This window comes from Leclercia sp. CFBP8987 (assembly GCF_034044995.2).
In the GTDB taxonomy this organism is placed as follows: domain Bacteria; phylum Pseudomonadota; class Gammaproteobacteria; order Enterobacterales; family Enterobacteriaceae; genus Enterobacter; species Enterobacter tamurae.
In genome coordinates, this window is sequence record NZ_CM188255.1 from 601,217 (window position 1) to 616,512 (window position 15,296).

Consider the following 15,296-nt stretch of genomic DNA (forward strand, 5'->3'; position numbering starts at 1 on the left):
AAATGGTCACCAGAAGGCAGTCTCTGCTCTGTCCTGTGTTAATGCATTAACGAATACGTATATTCCTTCGCATTATTCGCCAGCGCCTGACGCTTTTGCCCGGAATTTACCAGCAGCGATAAGGTATCGATCCACTTTTGCGGATCGTTGTTCAGCAGCACGCCGTTGATATTTTGCTCGATAAAGTCGCTGTACGGGGCGCAATTACTGTAAACCCCTACCGCGCCCATGCGCACGAAATCATAAAATTTTACTGGCCCGCGCGCCATATTAAATTCCGACTTCAGTAACGGGGCCAGACCAATATCAACCCGGTGATGCTGGGTGTAATCCAGATAGTTCTGCCAGCTCATCGGGTGTAAAACCGTCACACGCGGTAAGTCCCGGTAAAGCTTATAGATTTCATGCTCGCCAAAAATTTCGAAGCTGGCCTGTGGGCACTGGCTCAGCACGCCTTCGACCACTTCCCGCAGCCAGTATTTTTCTGCCTGATGCGAGCTGGAGCCGTGATAAGCAATTTTAACCGGCCGGGTGACGGCCAGCAGCTGCGGCGTGGGCTGGGCGGGCACCACATCGGGATTCAGGTGCGCATATTTGTTGGCCAGATACGGCGTCGAGACCCAGATAGTGTCGCAGTGGGTGGTGATCCAGCGGTGCTGCGCCGCAGAGCGCCGGATGATTTTGGTCCGGTAGGCTTTGGGCAACGCCGTTAAGGCTGACGGATCGAACAGATCGTCATCCATGAAATAGACCACCTGGGAAAGGTCGTCGATATTGCGCGTTATCTCCCGCTGCCACTCTGTGGAGATAAAGCGAATGACCACGATGGCGGTCCCTTTATCCACTTCGATAGACGGCGTGGTCAACGTATCCACCAGCCGACAGACGGCGTCGGGAAAACGACTTCTGATTGCCGCTTCAAAATAGGCCAGCGTCGGTGAATTCCCCTCATGCAAAATCAACAGTGAGCGGCACTCGGGCCAGCTCTCCGGCTGCGTCTCGCTGCTTTGCTTATTCAACTTCAGGTAGGGTTTAAAGAGTGCCTTTCTGATTAATTCGTCCATGGCAACACCACATTAGGAGCATGACTTAACGAGAAATCGGGTCGGTCATAGCTCAGGTTGGGATTGTATGCGGGATCGTGCTGGAGCCGCTGCGCCCAGCGTTTTTTCATGTAACGCAGCTCACCCTGGGAGCGCGCCAGCTGCTCTGGCGTGACATCTTTGCCGCGGGAGACCGACTCATGATGGTACAGCTCGGCAAAGGGGGTCCAGACGATCCGCCAGCCAGCCTCGCCGACCCGCAGACAGTAATCCACGTCGTTGAAGGCCACCGGCAGATTCACTTCATCTAAGCCGTTCAGGGACAAAAAGAGCTGGCGAGGGGTGAGCAGACAGGCTGCCGTCACCGCCGACAGCTCCTGGGCGCTCACCGCCCTGCGCTGATAGCCAGGTTCATCGGCGGCCAGCCCACTGTGAAAGTGATCGGCACAGCCGCCTGGCCCGACCGCGTCGCCCGCATGCTGCACCCGGCCATCGCCGTAAAAGAGCCTTGCCCCGACTATCCCGACGCCCGGACGCAGCAGGTGAGAGACCATCTCATCCAGCCACAGCGGATTGATCACCTCGGTGTCGTTGTTGAGCAGGCAGATCAGCTCGCCTGTGGCTTCGCGCACTCCGGCATTGTTAATAGCGGAGTAGTTAAACGGACGATCCCAGGCGATAACCCGGACCCCGTACGCCTGGGTGATATGTTCAAAATAAGCCAGGGTTTCAGGGTCGTCGCTCTGGTTATCCATCACCATGATTTCGATATTTGGATAACGGGTGTGCTGCACCAGGCTTTCAATACAGGGCCTGAGATGCGCCAGGCCATTGCGGGTGGGAATAATCACCGATACCCGCGGCAGCTCTGCCGGGAGCGGCCAGCGCCAGCGGCAGATGCCGTGCGGAGCCGACTCCAGCGTCACCCCGACGGGCAGGTCCTGCAGCAGGCTGGCCAGCGTTTCATACCCGTCCTGCTGCGGTAGCGTGTCCGGGACGTGCATCAGCAGAGCAGGGATATGCGCGATATCCTTCGGGGCGAGCTGGTGGGCCAGCTGCAACCATCCGCGATAGCTGTCGGCCCCATCTTGCGGAATGGCGGCAGAGCCCTGTTCCCGCCAGAGACCACACCAGCCGATATAGTTCTGACTGTGCAGCAGGGTTTCGTTCCAGTCCGGCTTGAAGTCCGGCGAGTGGCGCTTGCCTTTTTCATCCAGCAGATCGTGATCGCCGTAGATCCATTTTGCGTCCGGGGTCTGACGCAACTGGTGCGCCAGCCACACTAACGCGGCCGGAGCCAGTTCAGCCCCCACGGGGATGGCCCACTGCCATTCGCCCTCTGGTCTGTCTGCGGCAGGCGGCTGCTCCAGCACGGTGATATGCGTTGTCGGATAACAGAGTGCCGCGATGCTGGCCAGCGTGCGCTGGCGTGCCGCCTCATCGCCGCCGTTCACCAGATGCAGGCAGACGTGGGGCAGGTTGCCCCAGCGGGTCAGCAGACGATCGATCAGCCGGCGCTCACCGGGCTGCACGATATCGAAATTAGCCAGCCAGTGTTCGTAGGCGTGCAGCGGCCTGTCGTCGCGGATCTTGCCAACCAGCTCGTAAGCCTGCTGTAAATCGGTAAACCATAGGTGCCACGACAGCCCCAGACGCTTGCGCTTTTGCGCATTCAGGCGCTGATAAAAAGGCCACACCCGACGCAACCGGCGCCAGAGACTGTTGCCCGCCGACACCTGCGCAAAGCGGGTAATATTCAGTTCGCATTCCGCCCCTTCGCTGCTGGCGAGCAGGCCCACCTGACAGGCACCCACCGGTAGCCAGACCAGCTCCTGCAGGGTGCCACGGCGGGTAATCGGCAGGATCTGTTCATGCCAGAGCCCCTGGCTGCACTGCCAGCGCAGACGGGTTTCACCCCGCGGCTGGCGGGCACGCAGGGAGCCCTGGATCAGGAACCAGCCCGCGCGGGATAAAGAGGTGTCTGGCAGCGCCAGAGGGTGCCAGTGGTAATCGCTATGCATTAGGGATTCACAACCCGGAAGTGGGGAAGGCCACTTCTGACTCCTGTCGAATATGGGGAAAAACGTCGATTAGCCGATTAACTTTTTAACGCGGGTCGCCAGCCAGGAGTCGCTCTTCTGCGGACTCTCTTCTTTTGGCAAGGCATCCAGCTGCGCCTGCAACGCGGCCATTTCTGCTTTGACTTTCGGGGCCAGGGCGGCCGCCAGCAGGCAGGTTTCGTCGTTGCGATCGTGGGCTTTGAAATAGGCTTTGTGTTTTACGCGGTTTGCCGATGCTGCGCTGCCGCGCAGGTGTTTACCGAGTAAGAACTCTTCCAGTGATTTAACTGCGTAATGGTTAACCCGCACCCCGTTCCAGACTACTTCGGCGCTGACACCGGGACCATGTTTCGGGTGTAAAACCATGTCGTTGCCCAGCGCATCGATGTAGCGGCCATAGCGCAGATCGGCACAGTGTGGATTATGAAAATGGTTCACGCGCTCAGGTTTCACCACGCTTTTAAAGTTGTGGTGAACATTAAATTTTATAGGTGCATGGCGAGTGAAACGTTCTGTGACCAGACCTTCTTCGGCAAAGAGTTCGCCATTTGAGCCAAAAATGGACCAGTTCAGGGCAATGGCGCTGACGCTTTCATCAGAAAAATGCGACGCGAAGAAATCGACGACATTTACATCGGGCGATAACGGCAATAAAAACTCATCGGCGTCAATGAAGGCGAGCAGATCAATATCGCGGGAACAGCTACGTAAAATGCGCTCGTAGGCCGGGAGCTGCGGTTTTTGATTTACTACATCCGGTTGATCGATAACCGTCACAATCCCCAGACGCGCCAGGGAAGCGAGCAACTCGCGGCTTCCGTCACGACTGCCATTATCTGCAATTACAAATCCATTCACACCTAAAGCCCGGTGATACGCTATCCACTCAAGCAGGCCTGCAAATTCATCTTTAACGATGGCGGCAATATAGAGGTTCACATTTTTATCCAACCGATTATCGGAATACCGTGCCAGCCATCAGCAGGAATGCTTGATGCTGGCACCAGGTAAAACTTATCAGGCCGGGGAGAAATTCAACTCCGTCAGCCAGGTAATCAAACCATCAGACTCAAGTCCGAGGGTGATTTGAGACGAGAAGGGCACATTAATGCTGAAGCCACAGTTTAAGCGGGAATGATTATCCGCGGGTTCCTGCAGGACGGCAGCTATGACATCAGGGCGTTTGACATTGAACGGATAGCTATAGGTAGCGTAATCGTTCTTGATGGCAAGACGTGGTGAGCGTTCGCCATCTGCCAGTAGCCAGCCCCGGACTTCAACGCGACCGTGGGTTAGCGTTAGGGGCTCCTGGTTAGAGGTTGTATCAATGTTCCAGCGCAACTGTGCATTAGAGGCAGTCAATGGTGTTGCGGAAAGCGTGTATCGGTTTGTCATTCTTTTCGACACTCAAGTTATTATTAGTATTGCTTGGGTGGATAGACCACTTACGAAGTATGCATGGAAATTATATAGCACGATAACAATTCGTAAGGCCCGATTAACGCTCGGTTACACGCTTAATCATGTGGAATGACAGTATATTTTTCACCGGAGACAAAAAAATGAATACAACTCAGAGGTAGCCATATCCGCTTGTTCCTTGGGAATTTATTTATAAATCAATCAGATCCAAAAAGATCCCTTGTATACACTTTATCCGTTACTTCGCTTAACTCGCTCGCCATCCTGTTGCAAAGTATCACGTCGCTAATAGCTTTAAATTCATCCAGTTCGCGTATGACGCGAGAGTTAAAGAAGCTGTCTGCTTTGATGGTTGGTTCAAACACGACCACCTCGATCCCCTTCGCTTTGATACGCTTCATGATCCCCTGAATAGCTGAGGAGCGGAAGTTATCAGAACCGGCTTTCATCACCAGACGATGGATGCCCACAACCTTAGGCTGGCGGGCGATGACGCTGTCAGCAACAAAATCCTTACGGGTTGTATTAGCGTCAACAATCGCGCGGATCAGGTTATTCGGCACTTCCTGATAATTGGCTAACAACTGCTTGGTGTCTTTAGGCAGACAGTAGCCGCCATAGCCAAACGAAGGGTTGTTATAGTGCGTGCCAATTCGCGGATCCAGACCAATGCCTTCGATAATCTGGCGGCTATCTAATCCGTGAGACTGAGCATAAGTATCAAGCTCATTAAAATAGGCGACTCGCATGGCGAGGTAGGTATTGGCAAACAGCTTGATGGCTTCGGCTTCGGTACTGCCGGTTAACAGCACCTGAACGTCCTGCTTAATAGCACCTTCTTTGAGCAGATCGGCAAAACGCTGCGCACGTTCGCTGCACTCACCCACCACGATACGTGACGGATGAAGGTTGTCATAAAGAGCACGCCCTTCACGCAGGAATTCAGGGGAGAAAATCAGATTCTCAGTACCACACTCCTGACGCATCCGCTCGGTAAAGCCCACCGGAATAGTGGATTTGATGACCATAACGGCATGCGGATTAATACTCATCACATCGCGGATCACGGCTTCGACAGTATTAGTGTTGAAGTAATTGGTCTCAGGGTCGTAATCGGTCGGAGTGGCGATAATGATAAATTCTGCACTTTCATAGGCTTCGAATTTATCCAGCGTGGCTCGAAGATTAAGTGGCTTGTTGGCTAAGTAATCCTCAAGCTCTTTATCGGCAATAGGGGACTGTCGTTGGTTAATTTGCTCGACTTTCTCAGGCACGACGTCAAGGGCTATGACTTGATGATGCTGAGCAAGAAGTACAGCATTGGAAAGGCCGACATAGCCGGTTCCGGCGATTGTAATATTCATTGTGGATCGCTTAAATAAAGTAATTACATTCCATTGAAAGACAATATTGATGAAGCCATCTCAGCCAATACATAAGGGAATCACTATAATTTATGATATTCCCTGAACCAGGCGACGAAGCGATCAATTCCAGATTGAAGTTTAGTATCAGGTGAGAATCCGACAGCTTGGTTCAATTTACTTGTATCTGCGTAGGTTACAGGAACATCACCATCCTGCATTGGGTAATTAACTTTATCAGCCACTACACCACAGGCTTTTTCAATCGCTGAAATAAAATCTGCTAATTTTTCAGGTCGGTTGTTACCAATGTTATAGATTTCATATGGCAAATCATTAGCTGGTGGAGTGTCAATTAATCTAACGATACCTTCGACGATATCATCGATATAAGTGAAGTCTCGCAGCATGTCCCCATTGTTGAACACTTTGATAGGGCGGTTATGCAAAATGGCATCTGTAAACAGCCATGGTGCCATATCAGGACGTCCCCATGGGCCATACACTGTAAAGAAGCGAAGCCCAGAAATAGGAAGGTTGTATAAATGCGAATAACTTGCAGCCATTACTTCATTCGCTTTTTTAGTCGCTGCATAGTAACTCACCGGCAGATCAACACGATCTTCCTCAGAGAACGGTACCTTCTCATTCCGGCCATACACACTTGATGAACTGGCAAACACCAAATGCTTTACTTTGTGATGGCGGCAGGCTTCCAGGATATTTGAAAAACCGACCAGATTGCTTTCTGTATAAGCTTTGGGGTTTTCAATAGAATATCTTACACCAGCCTGAGCGGCGAGATTGACTACGTAGTCGAATTGGTGCTTATCAAAAAGATCGTCTAACGATTGATGGTCTGCTATATCCATCTGATAAAAGGTAAAATTAGGATTCCCTTCCAGGGTAGCTAATCTTGATTTTTTAAGCTCAACAGAGTAATAGGCATTCATATTATCGATGCCAACTACTTTATAATTTCCATTGTTTAAGAGGTATTTGCTTAATGCATGACCTATAAATCCAGAAGCACCAGTAATTAATATTTTAATTTTCATTATGAGCAATTCTTTATTATTTTCCTAAACGACGGAATTCACGGTTCAAAAAACCACATTTATTGATGTCATGTGCCTCATAAAAACAACTCTTCCTTAGCGTTTCTTGTGAATCAAAAAATTCTTCAGGAAGTGTGGATATGACGCCTTCATGAGCTTGTTTATTGTTTTTTTCGCCTATAAACGCTTCGTAATAATGTCTGGTACCATCAGGTTGAAGTTTTTTATCTCTTAAATAACTAGATTTTACCCAGAAGAAATTATGCCATAACCAGCCGTACTCTGAAGGGAAAAGCCCTGCTTTATATATTTCATTACTGCTTTTTAAACGATTCGTGTCCCATTTAAGGTTGTTTTCGCAATGAAACTTGAATATACCCATAGAAAGCTCATTATTATTAACAGAACCCTTCGAATGGCAGTAGAAAATTAATGATTCTGGTCCCTTTTTAGCAAAGTCAATGCAAGCTGAGATGCCATTGTATTCATAGTTATTCTGGTCGGATATATATTTGCTATAAATGAAAAAATTACATTCTTTTGCCATGTTCAAAAGAATCTTAGAAAATTTTTCAGGTATCGTTGCAACAATAAATTTCAAGCTTATATTATTTTCATCACATAATTTGGAAAGGAAAGATAATTGTTCATTAATATATCGTGCGCGACTCATTATTCTTTCATCATCATCGGCGTCAGTACCAAAATATGCAAAATAAAAAACGCTTTTAACATCATTAATCATATGTAAACACCTAGTGCAATTCTATTGCAGAGGTTAAATCAAGTTTGGAAAGGCAGAATTTAAGATAACTTTATGTTTACCTAAGTTTAGCTCACATATCGAATTTTTTGTATTGTCTAATATATGTATGGAAAGGCTAATTATGCCGTTTGAAAATATTTTTTTTGTATCAATTGAAATCATGAAACCACAGTGTGTGTCGTTGGCAATATTATGCCCACATAAGTCAAGTCTTTCAATTTTCTCAAACAGAAAGTCATTCATAAATCTTTCATTGTTAATTAATATCTTAATGTCATGTAATGACTCTTTATTTTTTGAAACCGCCCAACCTGTTATGACAACAACTCCATCAGCGTGGGTGATGTTATCAACGCAGCACGTTCCAGGGTTTTGATCGGATTTATATAAAGAATGAATTTTTATGCGTGTTTTTTTATTTAAAAGAGATGACTCAATAACATCTATGTTGTCTTTTACTTTAGATATAAATGAATATGGATATTGCTCTCTAACGGTGTTTACGTCATGATTATTGAAGAATTTTTCATTTAAATCAGAATCCTTTCCTGAGGGCCTACCTCTCGCCGCTTTTTTAGCAAAAAATTCAGTTTTAGATTTAACAACGTAATGATTGAGCCGACAAATATCCCAAGAAACAGTTTCGCTTAATCCAGTTAATTTGTTTATTTCTGTTAAGTTAGTTTGTACGTATTTTCCATTAACTTTAAAAAAGTGCGCATTTTCGCCCGTATCGATTAAGGCATCTTTTCTGATGACGGATTTATAATGGGTGTTAGTAGGGAAATCTTGAAATGCTCTATGATCAAATCGTTCAATTACCAATGAGTCATGACGGGGAGATATACATTTAGATGAACCATATATAGCCCAGTTCAAAGCCACGGCACCAATGTCACTATCGTTAAAAATATTCACGATAGCATTGATGCCTTGTGTTGTATCATTTAAATAGATAAATTCATCCGCGTCTATAAAGGAAATGTATTCATCTTCATCTTTAAGCTCATTTATGATTTTTTTATATGCTGGTAATTGGGGTTTAACGCCGTTCTCATTCTTATATTCAATTCTGGTAATAATTCCTAATGTGTGTAAATCACAAAGTAACTCTGATGAAGCATCATTGCTTACATTATCGACAATGTAAAATCTATTAACACCTATAGCTTGATGATAAGCGATCCATTCGAGGATATAAGGGCCTTCATTTTTAAAAATTGCACCAATACAAAACATATTATTACCTATAAGAAGTCAAAGTCAGATACTGAAATCTTCTCTCGATTGTGTCAGGTTCTGGCTATAAAAAGGATCAATTTCAAGAAGTTTTCCCCACTTGGACTTCATAAAATTCACTTCCTGAGCAAAACGGGCAATTTTCTCTGGCGAGTCTTCAGCACCTCGGCTAATCGACTCATAATGATAAAGTTCCGCATAAGGAGTCCAAAGGTTACGATATCCCGCCTCGCGTACTTTAAGACAGAAATCTACATCATTAAATGCGACTTTGAGGTTCTCTTCATCAAGGCCTGAAACTAGATCAAAGACTTCTTTACGAATAAGAAGACAAGCGGCAGTGACAGCAGAAAGTGACTGGGTCAGTACAAGGCGACTGAAATATCCAGGATGATGACGAGGGAAGTGTTTATGAGAGTGTCCACCTACACCACCAATCCCCAGGATAACGCCGCCGTGTTGTACGGTATCGTTGCTGTAATAAAGTTTGGCACCTACACAGCCAATTTCAGGACGGAGGCACTGACTCACCATTTCAGTTAACCAATCCGGATTAATTACTTCAACATCATTATTGACCAGACCAATAACGGTGCCTTTGGCATGACGCGCACCAAAGTTGTTAATCGCTGAGTAGTTAAACGGGAAGTCGTATGCGAGCACTTTGACGCGACGATCTTCCTGTTGGATCTGGTTGAAAAACTCCATCGTGTCGGCTTCTACGCTGCCGTTATCAAGGATAAGGATCTCGTAGTTGGTATAGGTACTTTTCTCAAGAATACTGCGCACAGCAGTTTCGGTCAGTGAACGTCGATCGCGGGTAGGGATCAGCAAACTAACCAGTGGTGCGGGGTCCGGTATTGGATAACGTACCCGATAGGTATTAGGCACCAACCCGGCATCAACTTCCACGCCTGCTTGCTGGGTAGCAAAATAGTCGCGCAATGCTTTGATGCCCGCATCGGTGGTGTAGCTTTTTTCGCCAGATGCCAGCGCGGTTGAGCCTTCGATAGTACGCCAGTGGTAAAGCACGCGAGGAATATGCACAATTTGCTCCGCCTGTACATAAGGCAAGCAGCGCAGCAGCAGATCCTGATCCTGGCTTCCTTCTACACCCAGACGGAAACCACCGATTTGCTGAAGCAGATTGCGGCGATAGACCCCGAGATGAGAAACGTAGTTTTGTGAGAAGAACAGATCCGGGTTCCAGTCGCTTTTGAAATGAGGATCAAAACGCTCGCCGCGGCCGTTAAGCTTGTCTTCATCGCTGTAAAGAATCTGGGTTTCTGGCTGTGCACAAATAGCTTGCGCCATGAACAACAGAGCGTGTTCTGGCAGGGCATCATCATGATCCAGTAATGCTACAAAATCGCCTTTGGCGATTTCCAGCGCGCTGTTAGACGCTGCCGAAATATGACCATTCTGTTGGCGGTAGACCACGTTAATGCGAGGATCTTTTGCTTCATATTCACGTAGCACACGCTGAACATGTTCTTTTGGCGATTTGTCATCTGCAATGCACAGTTCCCAGTGCGGGTAACTTTGCGCGATCACAGAATCTAAGCATGCACGTAAGTAGATCTCTGCCGGGTTGTATACCGGCATCACTACCGAAATAACAGGTGGTTTGGTCATTGTTGCCATTATTGCAGCAACGTCTGCTTTACTTGGCAAGGAAGGTATTTCGACGGTTTCAATCCACTCTTCATAGTCAACAGAAGGTAAAGTGAAACTAAAGGTCTCGTTATAGAGTGCCACCAAACGATCCATCGACAGACTACCGCTTTCAGAAGAAATAGACTCCTTAATCATCGTCATTTCCATATCACGATAACTTTGATGTTCCTGCTGAATACGAGCCAGCAATGCGGGCTCTATTTGGCTGTCGCTGATTGCCGTAATTTCGAACTGGCTAACAGAGAAGGTATCTTCTTGTTCCAGGGGATCGAAACGCAGTGCGATCAATGGGGATTCGAGATAAAACAGGCGGCTGGCCGTTACTGCTTTTTTGTACGGCAGGGTAACGGTTTCAAATTCATTGAACCCTTTCCCGGTATCCAGATAGAACTTGGCTAGCCCTTGTTTTCCAGAGCAATTCAGCGTCAAGTTAAACTGATACCATCCTTTTCCTGTTTGAGGCAGGTGCTGCAAATCTAGAATGAAATAAGGATCATTCCCTTCTGATTTCCATCCATGCATATACTCAGGGTCCGCAGAAAGTTGGTTCAGCGCGATCCAGGGCAAATGTACTGCTGTTGCAATTGGACTCCGTACTGACGTGACCCAGTCAGCACAGGGTTTACGTCCCAGCAGGGTACCATAACGTTTGAAATGTTCTCTTGCAGGAAGTCCCGTCTGGCGTACGTCCTGATAGGTTTGTAAATACCATTGCTCATCGAAATGCGTGAGCAGCTCGTCCTTGTTGAATTCAACGGTCATTGTTATTTTCTCATGTTGTCTGGCAGGCAATGACGCTGTTCTGCCTTTCCATGCAGGATGTAATGAAGTAATGGATTAATAGAGCCTTGGGCCACATCCGCATAAGTTTGTAAGTACCAGCGTGTATCAAAGAGAGCACTTGGGCTATAGCCCTTATCAGCACCAATCTGAATAAAGTGCTCAATGGCCGACAGGCCGGAGTCCGCAACTTCCGGATAACGATGCAAATACCAGAGCTCGTCGAACAGGCCAGATGCCGCAATACGTTCTGCATTGCTTACGGTAACTGATGATGTGGTTGATGGGCTTTCTTTAAAGGTACGACCCAGCGCACGCACCGGTGCAGTCAGTTTCCACGACACGGTCTGCTTAAGGTTTTGTGCGCGATCTTTTGCTTTTTGAAGTTGCTGTTCTTTTTGTTGTAGTTCACGAGTTAACTGTTCGGTATGACGAGTCATGATTGCCAGCTCGCGGAAACGCTCACTGATGTTGGCTTCCAGTGATTCGTTTTGCTTAGCCAGTTCACTGACACGGTTACCGAGTTGGGTCTGCTCTTCGCGCCATGTTTGCTGATGCAGCTGATGTTCTTCAGCCGCTTTTGCATGGGCTTGTTCACGCTCTTCCAGTGTTTGGGTGAGGACCGTGATTTCAATAACCTGCTCACCCAGCTTTTGGTTCAGCACACCTGCCTGTTGCTGATACTCTTCAGTCAGTTTCTTTTGTTCATTTGCTGACGTCTGTTCACGCTCTTCCAGCCATTGAGTCAGTGTTGCGATCTCAGTAAACCGCTCGCTCAGGCTTTGATTCAGCTGGCTTAAATGATGCTGATATTCCGCTTGTTCTGCGTGATGCCGCTGAAGCAAAGTAGACAATTCTTCACGCGTTTGCTCAAGTTCACTATTCTGTTTATCAATTGTCTGAGCGCTAACTGCCTGTGCTTGGTTCAGCCTAGTAATTTCGCCAGCACGAGCATCCAGATTGCTAACCATTTCCTGTTCACGCGTCTGCCAGATTTGCTGAGCCGATTCATACTGCTCCAGCTTAGTGTGGCTTGCCGCGAGGTCTGTGGTTAAGGCATCACACTGAGCCTGGATCTGAGCTTGGGCTTCAGTCAGTGTTTGTTTTTGTTGTTGCCAGTGGCGGGCTTCGGTCGCCAGAGTCTGGCTGAGTTCATCCTGCTGCTGATGCGCAGTAGTCAACGCGGTAGTCAGTTCATCAATCTGCTGCTGCAGCGCACTGAGCTGGTCTGCATACTCGGTCAGCACCCCGTTATTTTTGCTGAGTGCGAGAGTGAGCTGCGCGGCACGCTGGGTCTCTTCATTAAGATGCAGCGCTTGTTCATGCAGTTGCTGTTGCAGGACGACCTGCTGTTCCTGCGCTTCTGTTTGTTGCTCCAGCAATGACTGCTTTTCTTGCGCAAGCAAGTCACGTTCTGTAACAGTCTGGGTAAATTGCTCTCGGGTTTCTGCCAGCGCAGTTTCCAGGTTTTGCTGGCGTGTCAGACTCTCGTCTCGTTGTTGTTCACAAAGCGTGAGGTCTGTTTGCAGTTCGGAGGTATGTTGACTGGACGCCGCCAGCTCTGCGGTTAACGTGCTTACCTGCTGCTTCTGAAGGCTGAGTTCGGCGGTTTGATCGGCGTGTTGTGCAAGTTTGTCCTCCAGCGCTTTAATGGCGTGGTGCTGTGCGGTGATCTTCTCTGCCAGGCGACCCCTTTCCTGAGCCTGTTGCTCCATAACATCCTGGGTTTCGGCTTGCTGGTTTGCTTGCAGCGCGACCATCTGGCGCTTTATCTCACCGTTTTCCCAACTGTAACCGCAGGCTTTACCCAGACGAGAGAAGACCTCTTGCACTTGTCGTGTTGCTGATGCATTACCTGAAAGGTCATACAGGCCCATCATCTCCGATGATTGCTCGTTGCCTACGCCAATCACGCCTAACCCGTGCCCATGGGCGAACTCAAAATGAGGATACTGCAGCTTAAGCTCATCCATCAGTTGGAATACCCCAAAGCCGCGTTCCCGCACGTTGGTATCATGCATGATCACAACGGCTCTGTCAGACAGCTTCGGCAGCCAGCTTTCAAAATCATGACGCACGGCTTCGAGGGTATGCAGGCCATCAATATGCAGCAAATCAATGCTGCCTTGCGGGAAGTGTTCCAGAGCCTGGTCGAATGTGCTGCGCACCAGCGTAGAAAAATCGGAGTAATGTTGCTGGTTGTGCTCAGAGACCTGCCGATAAACTTCTTCGCCGTACTGGCCTGCATGCTCATCGCCACCCCAGGTATCTACTGCATAGCATTGGGTTTCGAGATCTAACTTCGTTATTGCCTGGCAGAAAGAAAAATAGGAGCTGCCGTAATGGGTGCCCAGTTCAACAATTTTGCGGGGTTGCAGGGTGTCGACTAACCAGAAAGCAAATGGAATATGTTCTAACCAGGCGGATTGTGCGATGTAAGAAGGGCGCCAAAAAATAGAGCGCTTGAAAATGAAATCCAGCTCGGTATTTGTTTGTTTCACTGTTGTTTGCTTGCGGATTGCCTGTGAACGGCTGCTTTGCTGAGTGCCCATGGGGAGATCCCTTCAATATGAGAACAATGATTATTTAGCGTGATCGGCAGGGCGACCACTTTATGATTAGGTAGCGAAAGGCCTGAGCTCACCTGGGGGTGATTCTGGTTTCATCGCAATATGCTGTTAGTCTTGATGCTCACGCAGAGTTGCAAGACCCATGACGAGCAAGCCATATAACAGGCACAGTAATACGCCGATGGTGGCCAGGTTATACAGGCGGCGTGGATATTCGGCATCTTCAGCCAGTGTCGGCTGGCTGATAACCAGCAGATGTTTAAGTTTGCGGTACGCTTCTATTCTGGCTTGTTCTAGGCTAATAAGACCGGTTTTGTAGAGGTCTGCCGCGAGTGTGGCCTGAGTTTGAACGTCCATATAGCTGGCGGTGACTTCGTTCATCGCATTTTTATCTTCACCGGTTAATCGAGCTTGCTCTTGTGCAAGCTGCTGGGTTAATGCGTCGACTCGAGCCTGCACAGAAACCACTGCAGGTGCGGTTACTTTCATATAGCTTTGCAACTGTTTTAACTGGGCCTGTTGCTGGGCCAGTTGGCCTTCAATCTGGCTAACTACACTCATGCGGGCCGTGCTGGTAGATTCGGGACTAATAAGATGATGGGTATTTTGAAATTCAAGCACTTTGGCTTTTTCGGCCTGTACCCGCTGATAGGCGCGATCAACTTCTTTTTCGACAAAGGCAAGCTGTTCCAGTGCGACCTGATGACCCAGTTTGTTAATAAAACCCTCAGATTCTTTCAACATTACACCTACTACTTTCTGACCATAGGCGGGATCAAATGCCTGCAATTCAATCGTCAGCACACCGGAGATATCATCCAGGCGCAATGTGAGGTGTTCACGGTAATACTTCAGAAACTCTTCCCGGCTGACATTGTCAGGCAGGCGAGAGAAGTAATCGACTTTATGGCTCTGGTAATGGGCTTTCAGACCTAACTCTTTATCTAGCTTATTAAGAAGATCGGCAGACTTGAGATAGTCCTGAATGAGCAGCGCATCCTGATGATTGTTACCCCCTAGCCCCAGCATCGAGAGGGCATCGGGCAACATTTTTATTTGGTCTGCCTGTTTAACCACCAGCTCAGCCCGGCTTACAAAACGATCCGAGGCAATGAAACCAAAATAGATGACGGCGACGGCAAAACAGGCTAATACCCATTGAAAACTGCCAAGCTTAAGGCTTTTTTTCCACGAGTTATGGGCAAGCTTGTAGCCGCTGGAATCAACAATGAAATGTTTAGGTTTAGTTTTTAATTTTTTCAGTTTGCGCATCAAACCGGAAGATTTATTGGAACGGGTTGGCTGGGTCATGATTTT

At 48.1% G+C, this 15,296-nt stretch carries 11 protein-coding genes; all 11 read right to left on the bottom strand.

The genetic code is table 11. The features are described from left to right. Positions 1 to 38: 38 nt before the first annotated feature. The 11 genes from SOM40_RS02845 to SOM40_RS02895 all read right to left on the bottom strand — a co-directional run bounded on the left by SOM40_RS02845 (position 39) and on the right by SOM40_RS02895 (position 15,290). Entirely contained in the window at positions 39 to 1,064 is a 1,026-nt protein-coding gene (locus SOM40_RS02845) for a glycosyltransferase family protein (protein ID WP_320529923.1), read from the bottom strand. Continuing rightward, entirely contained in the window at positions 1,052 to 3,064 is a 2,013-nt protein-coding gene (locus SOM40_RS02850; RefSeq protein ID WP_320529924.1) for a glycosyltransferase family 2 protein, read from the bottom strand. Before SOM40_RS02850 ends, SOM40_RS02845 begins: the two co-directional genes overlap by 13 nt. Positions 3,065 to 3,133: 69 nt before the next feature. Continuing rightward, positions 3,134 to 4,042: a glycosyltransferase family 92 protein gene (locus SOM40_RS02855; RefSeq protein ID WP_320529925.1), complete on the bottom strand. Its 909-nt coding sequence runs from the start codon at positions 4,040 to 4,042 to the stop codon at positions 3,134 to 3,136. 78 nt (positions 4,043 to 4,120) lie between these two features. Beyond that, complete coding sequence (locus SOM40_RS02860; RefSeq protein WP_320529926.1) at positions 4,121 to 4,498, bottom strand: hypothetical protein; 378 nt, start codon at positions 4,496 to 4,498, stop codon at positions 4,121 to 4,123. A 224-nt stretch (positions 4,499 to 4,722) separates the two neighbouring features. Next, positions 4,723 to 5,889 (bottom strand): nucleotide sugar dehydrogenase, encoded by a 1,167-nt coding sequence (locus tag SOM40_RS02865; protein ID WP_320529927.1) that lies wholly within the window; start codon positions 5,887 to 5,889, stop codon positions 4,723 to 4,725. An 83-nt stretch (positions 5,890 to 5,972) separates the two neighbouring features. Beyond that, positions 5,973 to 6,941 carry an SDR family NAD(P)-dependent oxidoreductase gene (locus SOM40_RS02870; RefSeq protein WP_320530012.1) on the bottom strand — a complete coding sequence of 323 codons (969 nt, stop codon included), beginning with the start codon at positions 6,939 to 6,941 and terminating at the stop codon, positions 5,973 to 5,975. A 22-nt stretch (positions 6,942 to 6,963) separates the two neighbouring features. After that, positions 6,964 to 7,692 (bottom strand): hypothetical protein, encoded by a 729-nt coding sequence (locus tag SOM40_RS02875; protein WP_320529928.1) that lies wholly within the window; start codon positions 7,690 to 7,692, stop codon positions 6,964 to 6,966. A 33-nt stretch (positions 7,693 to 7,725) separates the two neighbouring features. Further along, the gene (locus SOM40_RS02880; RefSeq protein WP_320529929.1) at positions 7,726 to 8,952 is read right to left on the bottom strand and encodes a glycosyltransferase family 2 protein; all 1,227 of its coding nucleotides are present in this window, start codon (positions 8,950 to 8,952) and stop codon (positions 7,726 to 7,728) included. Positions 8,953 to 8,976: 24 nt separating this feature from the next. Next, complete coding sequence (locus SOM40_RS02885) at positions 8,977 to 11,391, bottom strand: glycosyltransferase family 2 protein (RefSeq protein ID WP_320529930.1); 2,415 nt, start codon at positions 11,389 to 11,391, stop codon at positions 8,977 to 8,979. A gap of 2 nt (positions 11,392 to 11,393) precedes the next feature. After that, entirely contained in the window at positions 11,394 to 13,961 is a 2,568-nt protein-coding gene (locus SOM40_RS02890) for a class I SAM-dependent methyltransferase (protein WP_320529931.1), read from the bottom strand. A 126-nt stretch (positions 13,962 to 14,087) separates the two neighbouring features. Next, complete coding sequence (locus tag SOM40_RS02895; RefSeq protein ID WP_320529932.1) at positions 14,088 to 15,290, bottom strand: sugar transporter; 1,203 nt, start codon at positions 15,288 to 15,290, stop codon at positions 14,088 to 14,090. Positions 15,291 to 15,296 lie beyond the last annotated feature (6 nt).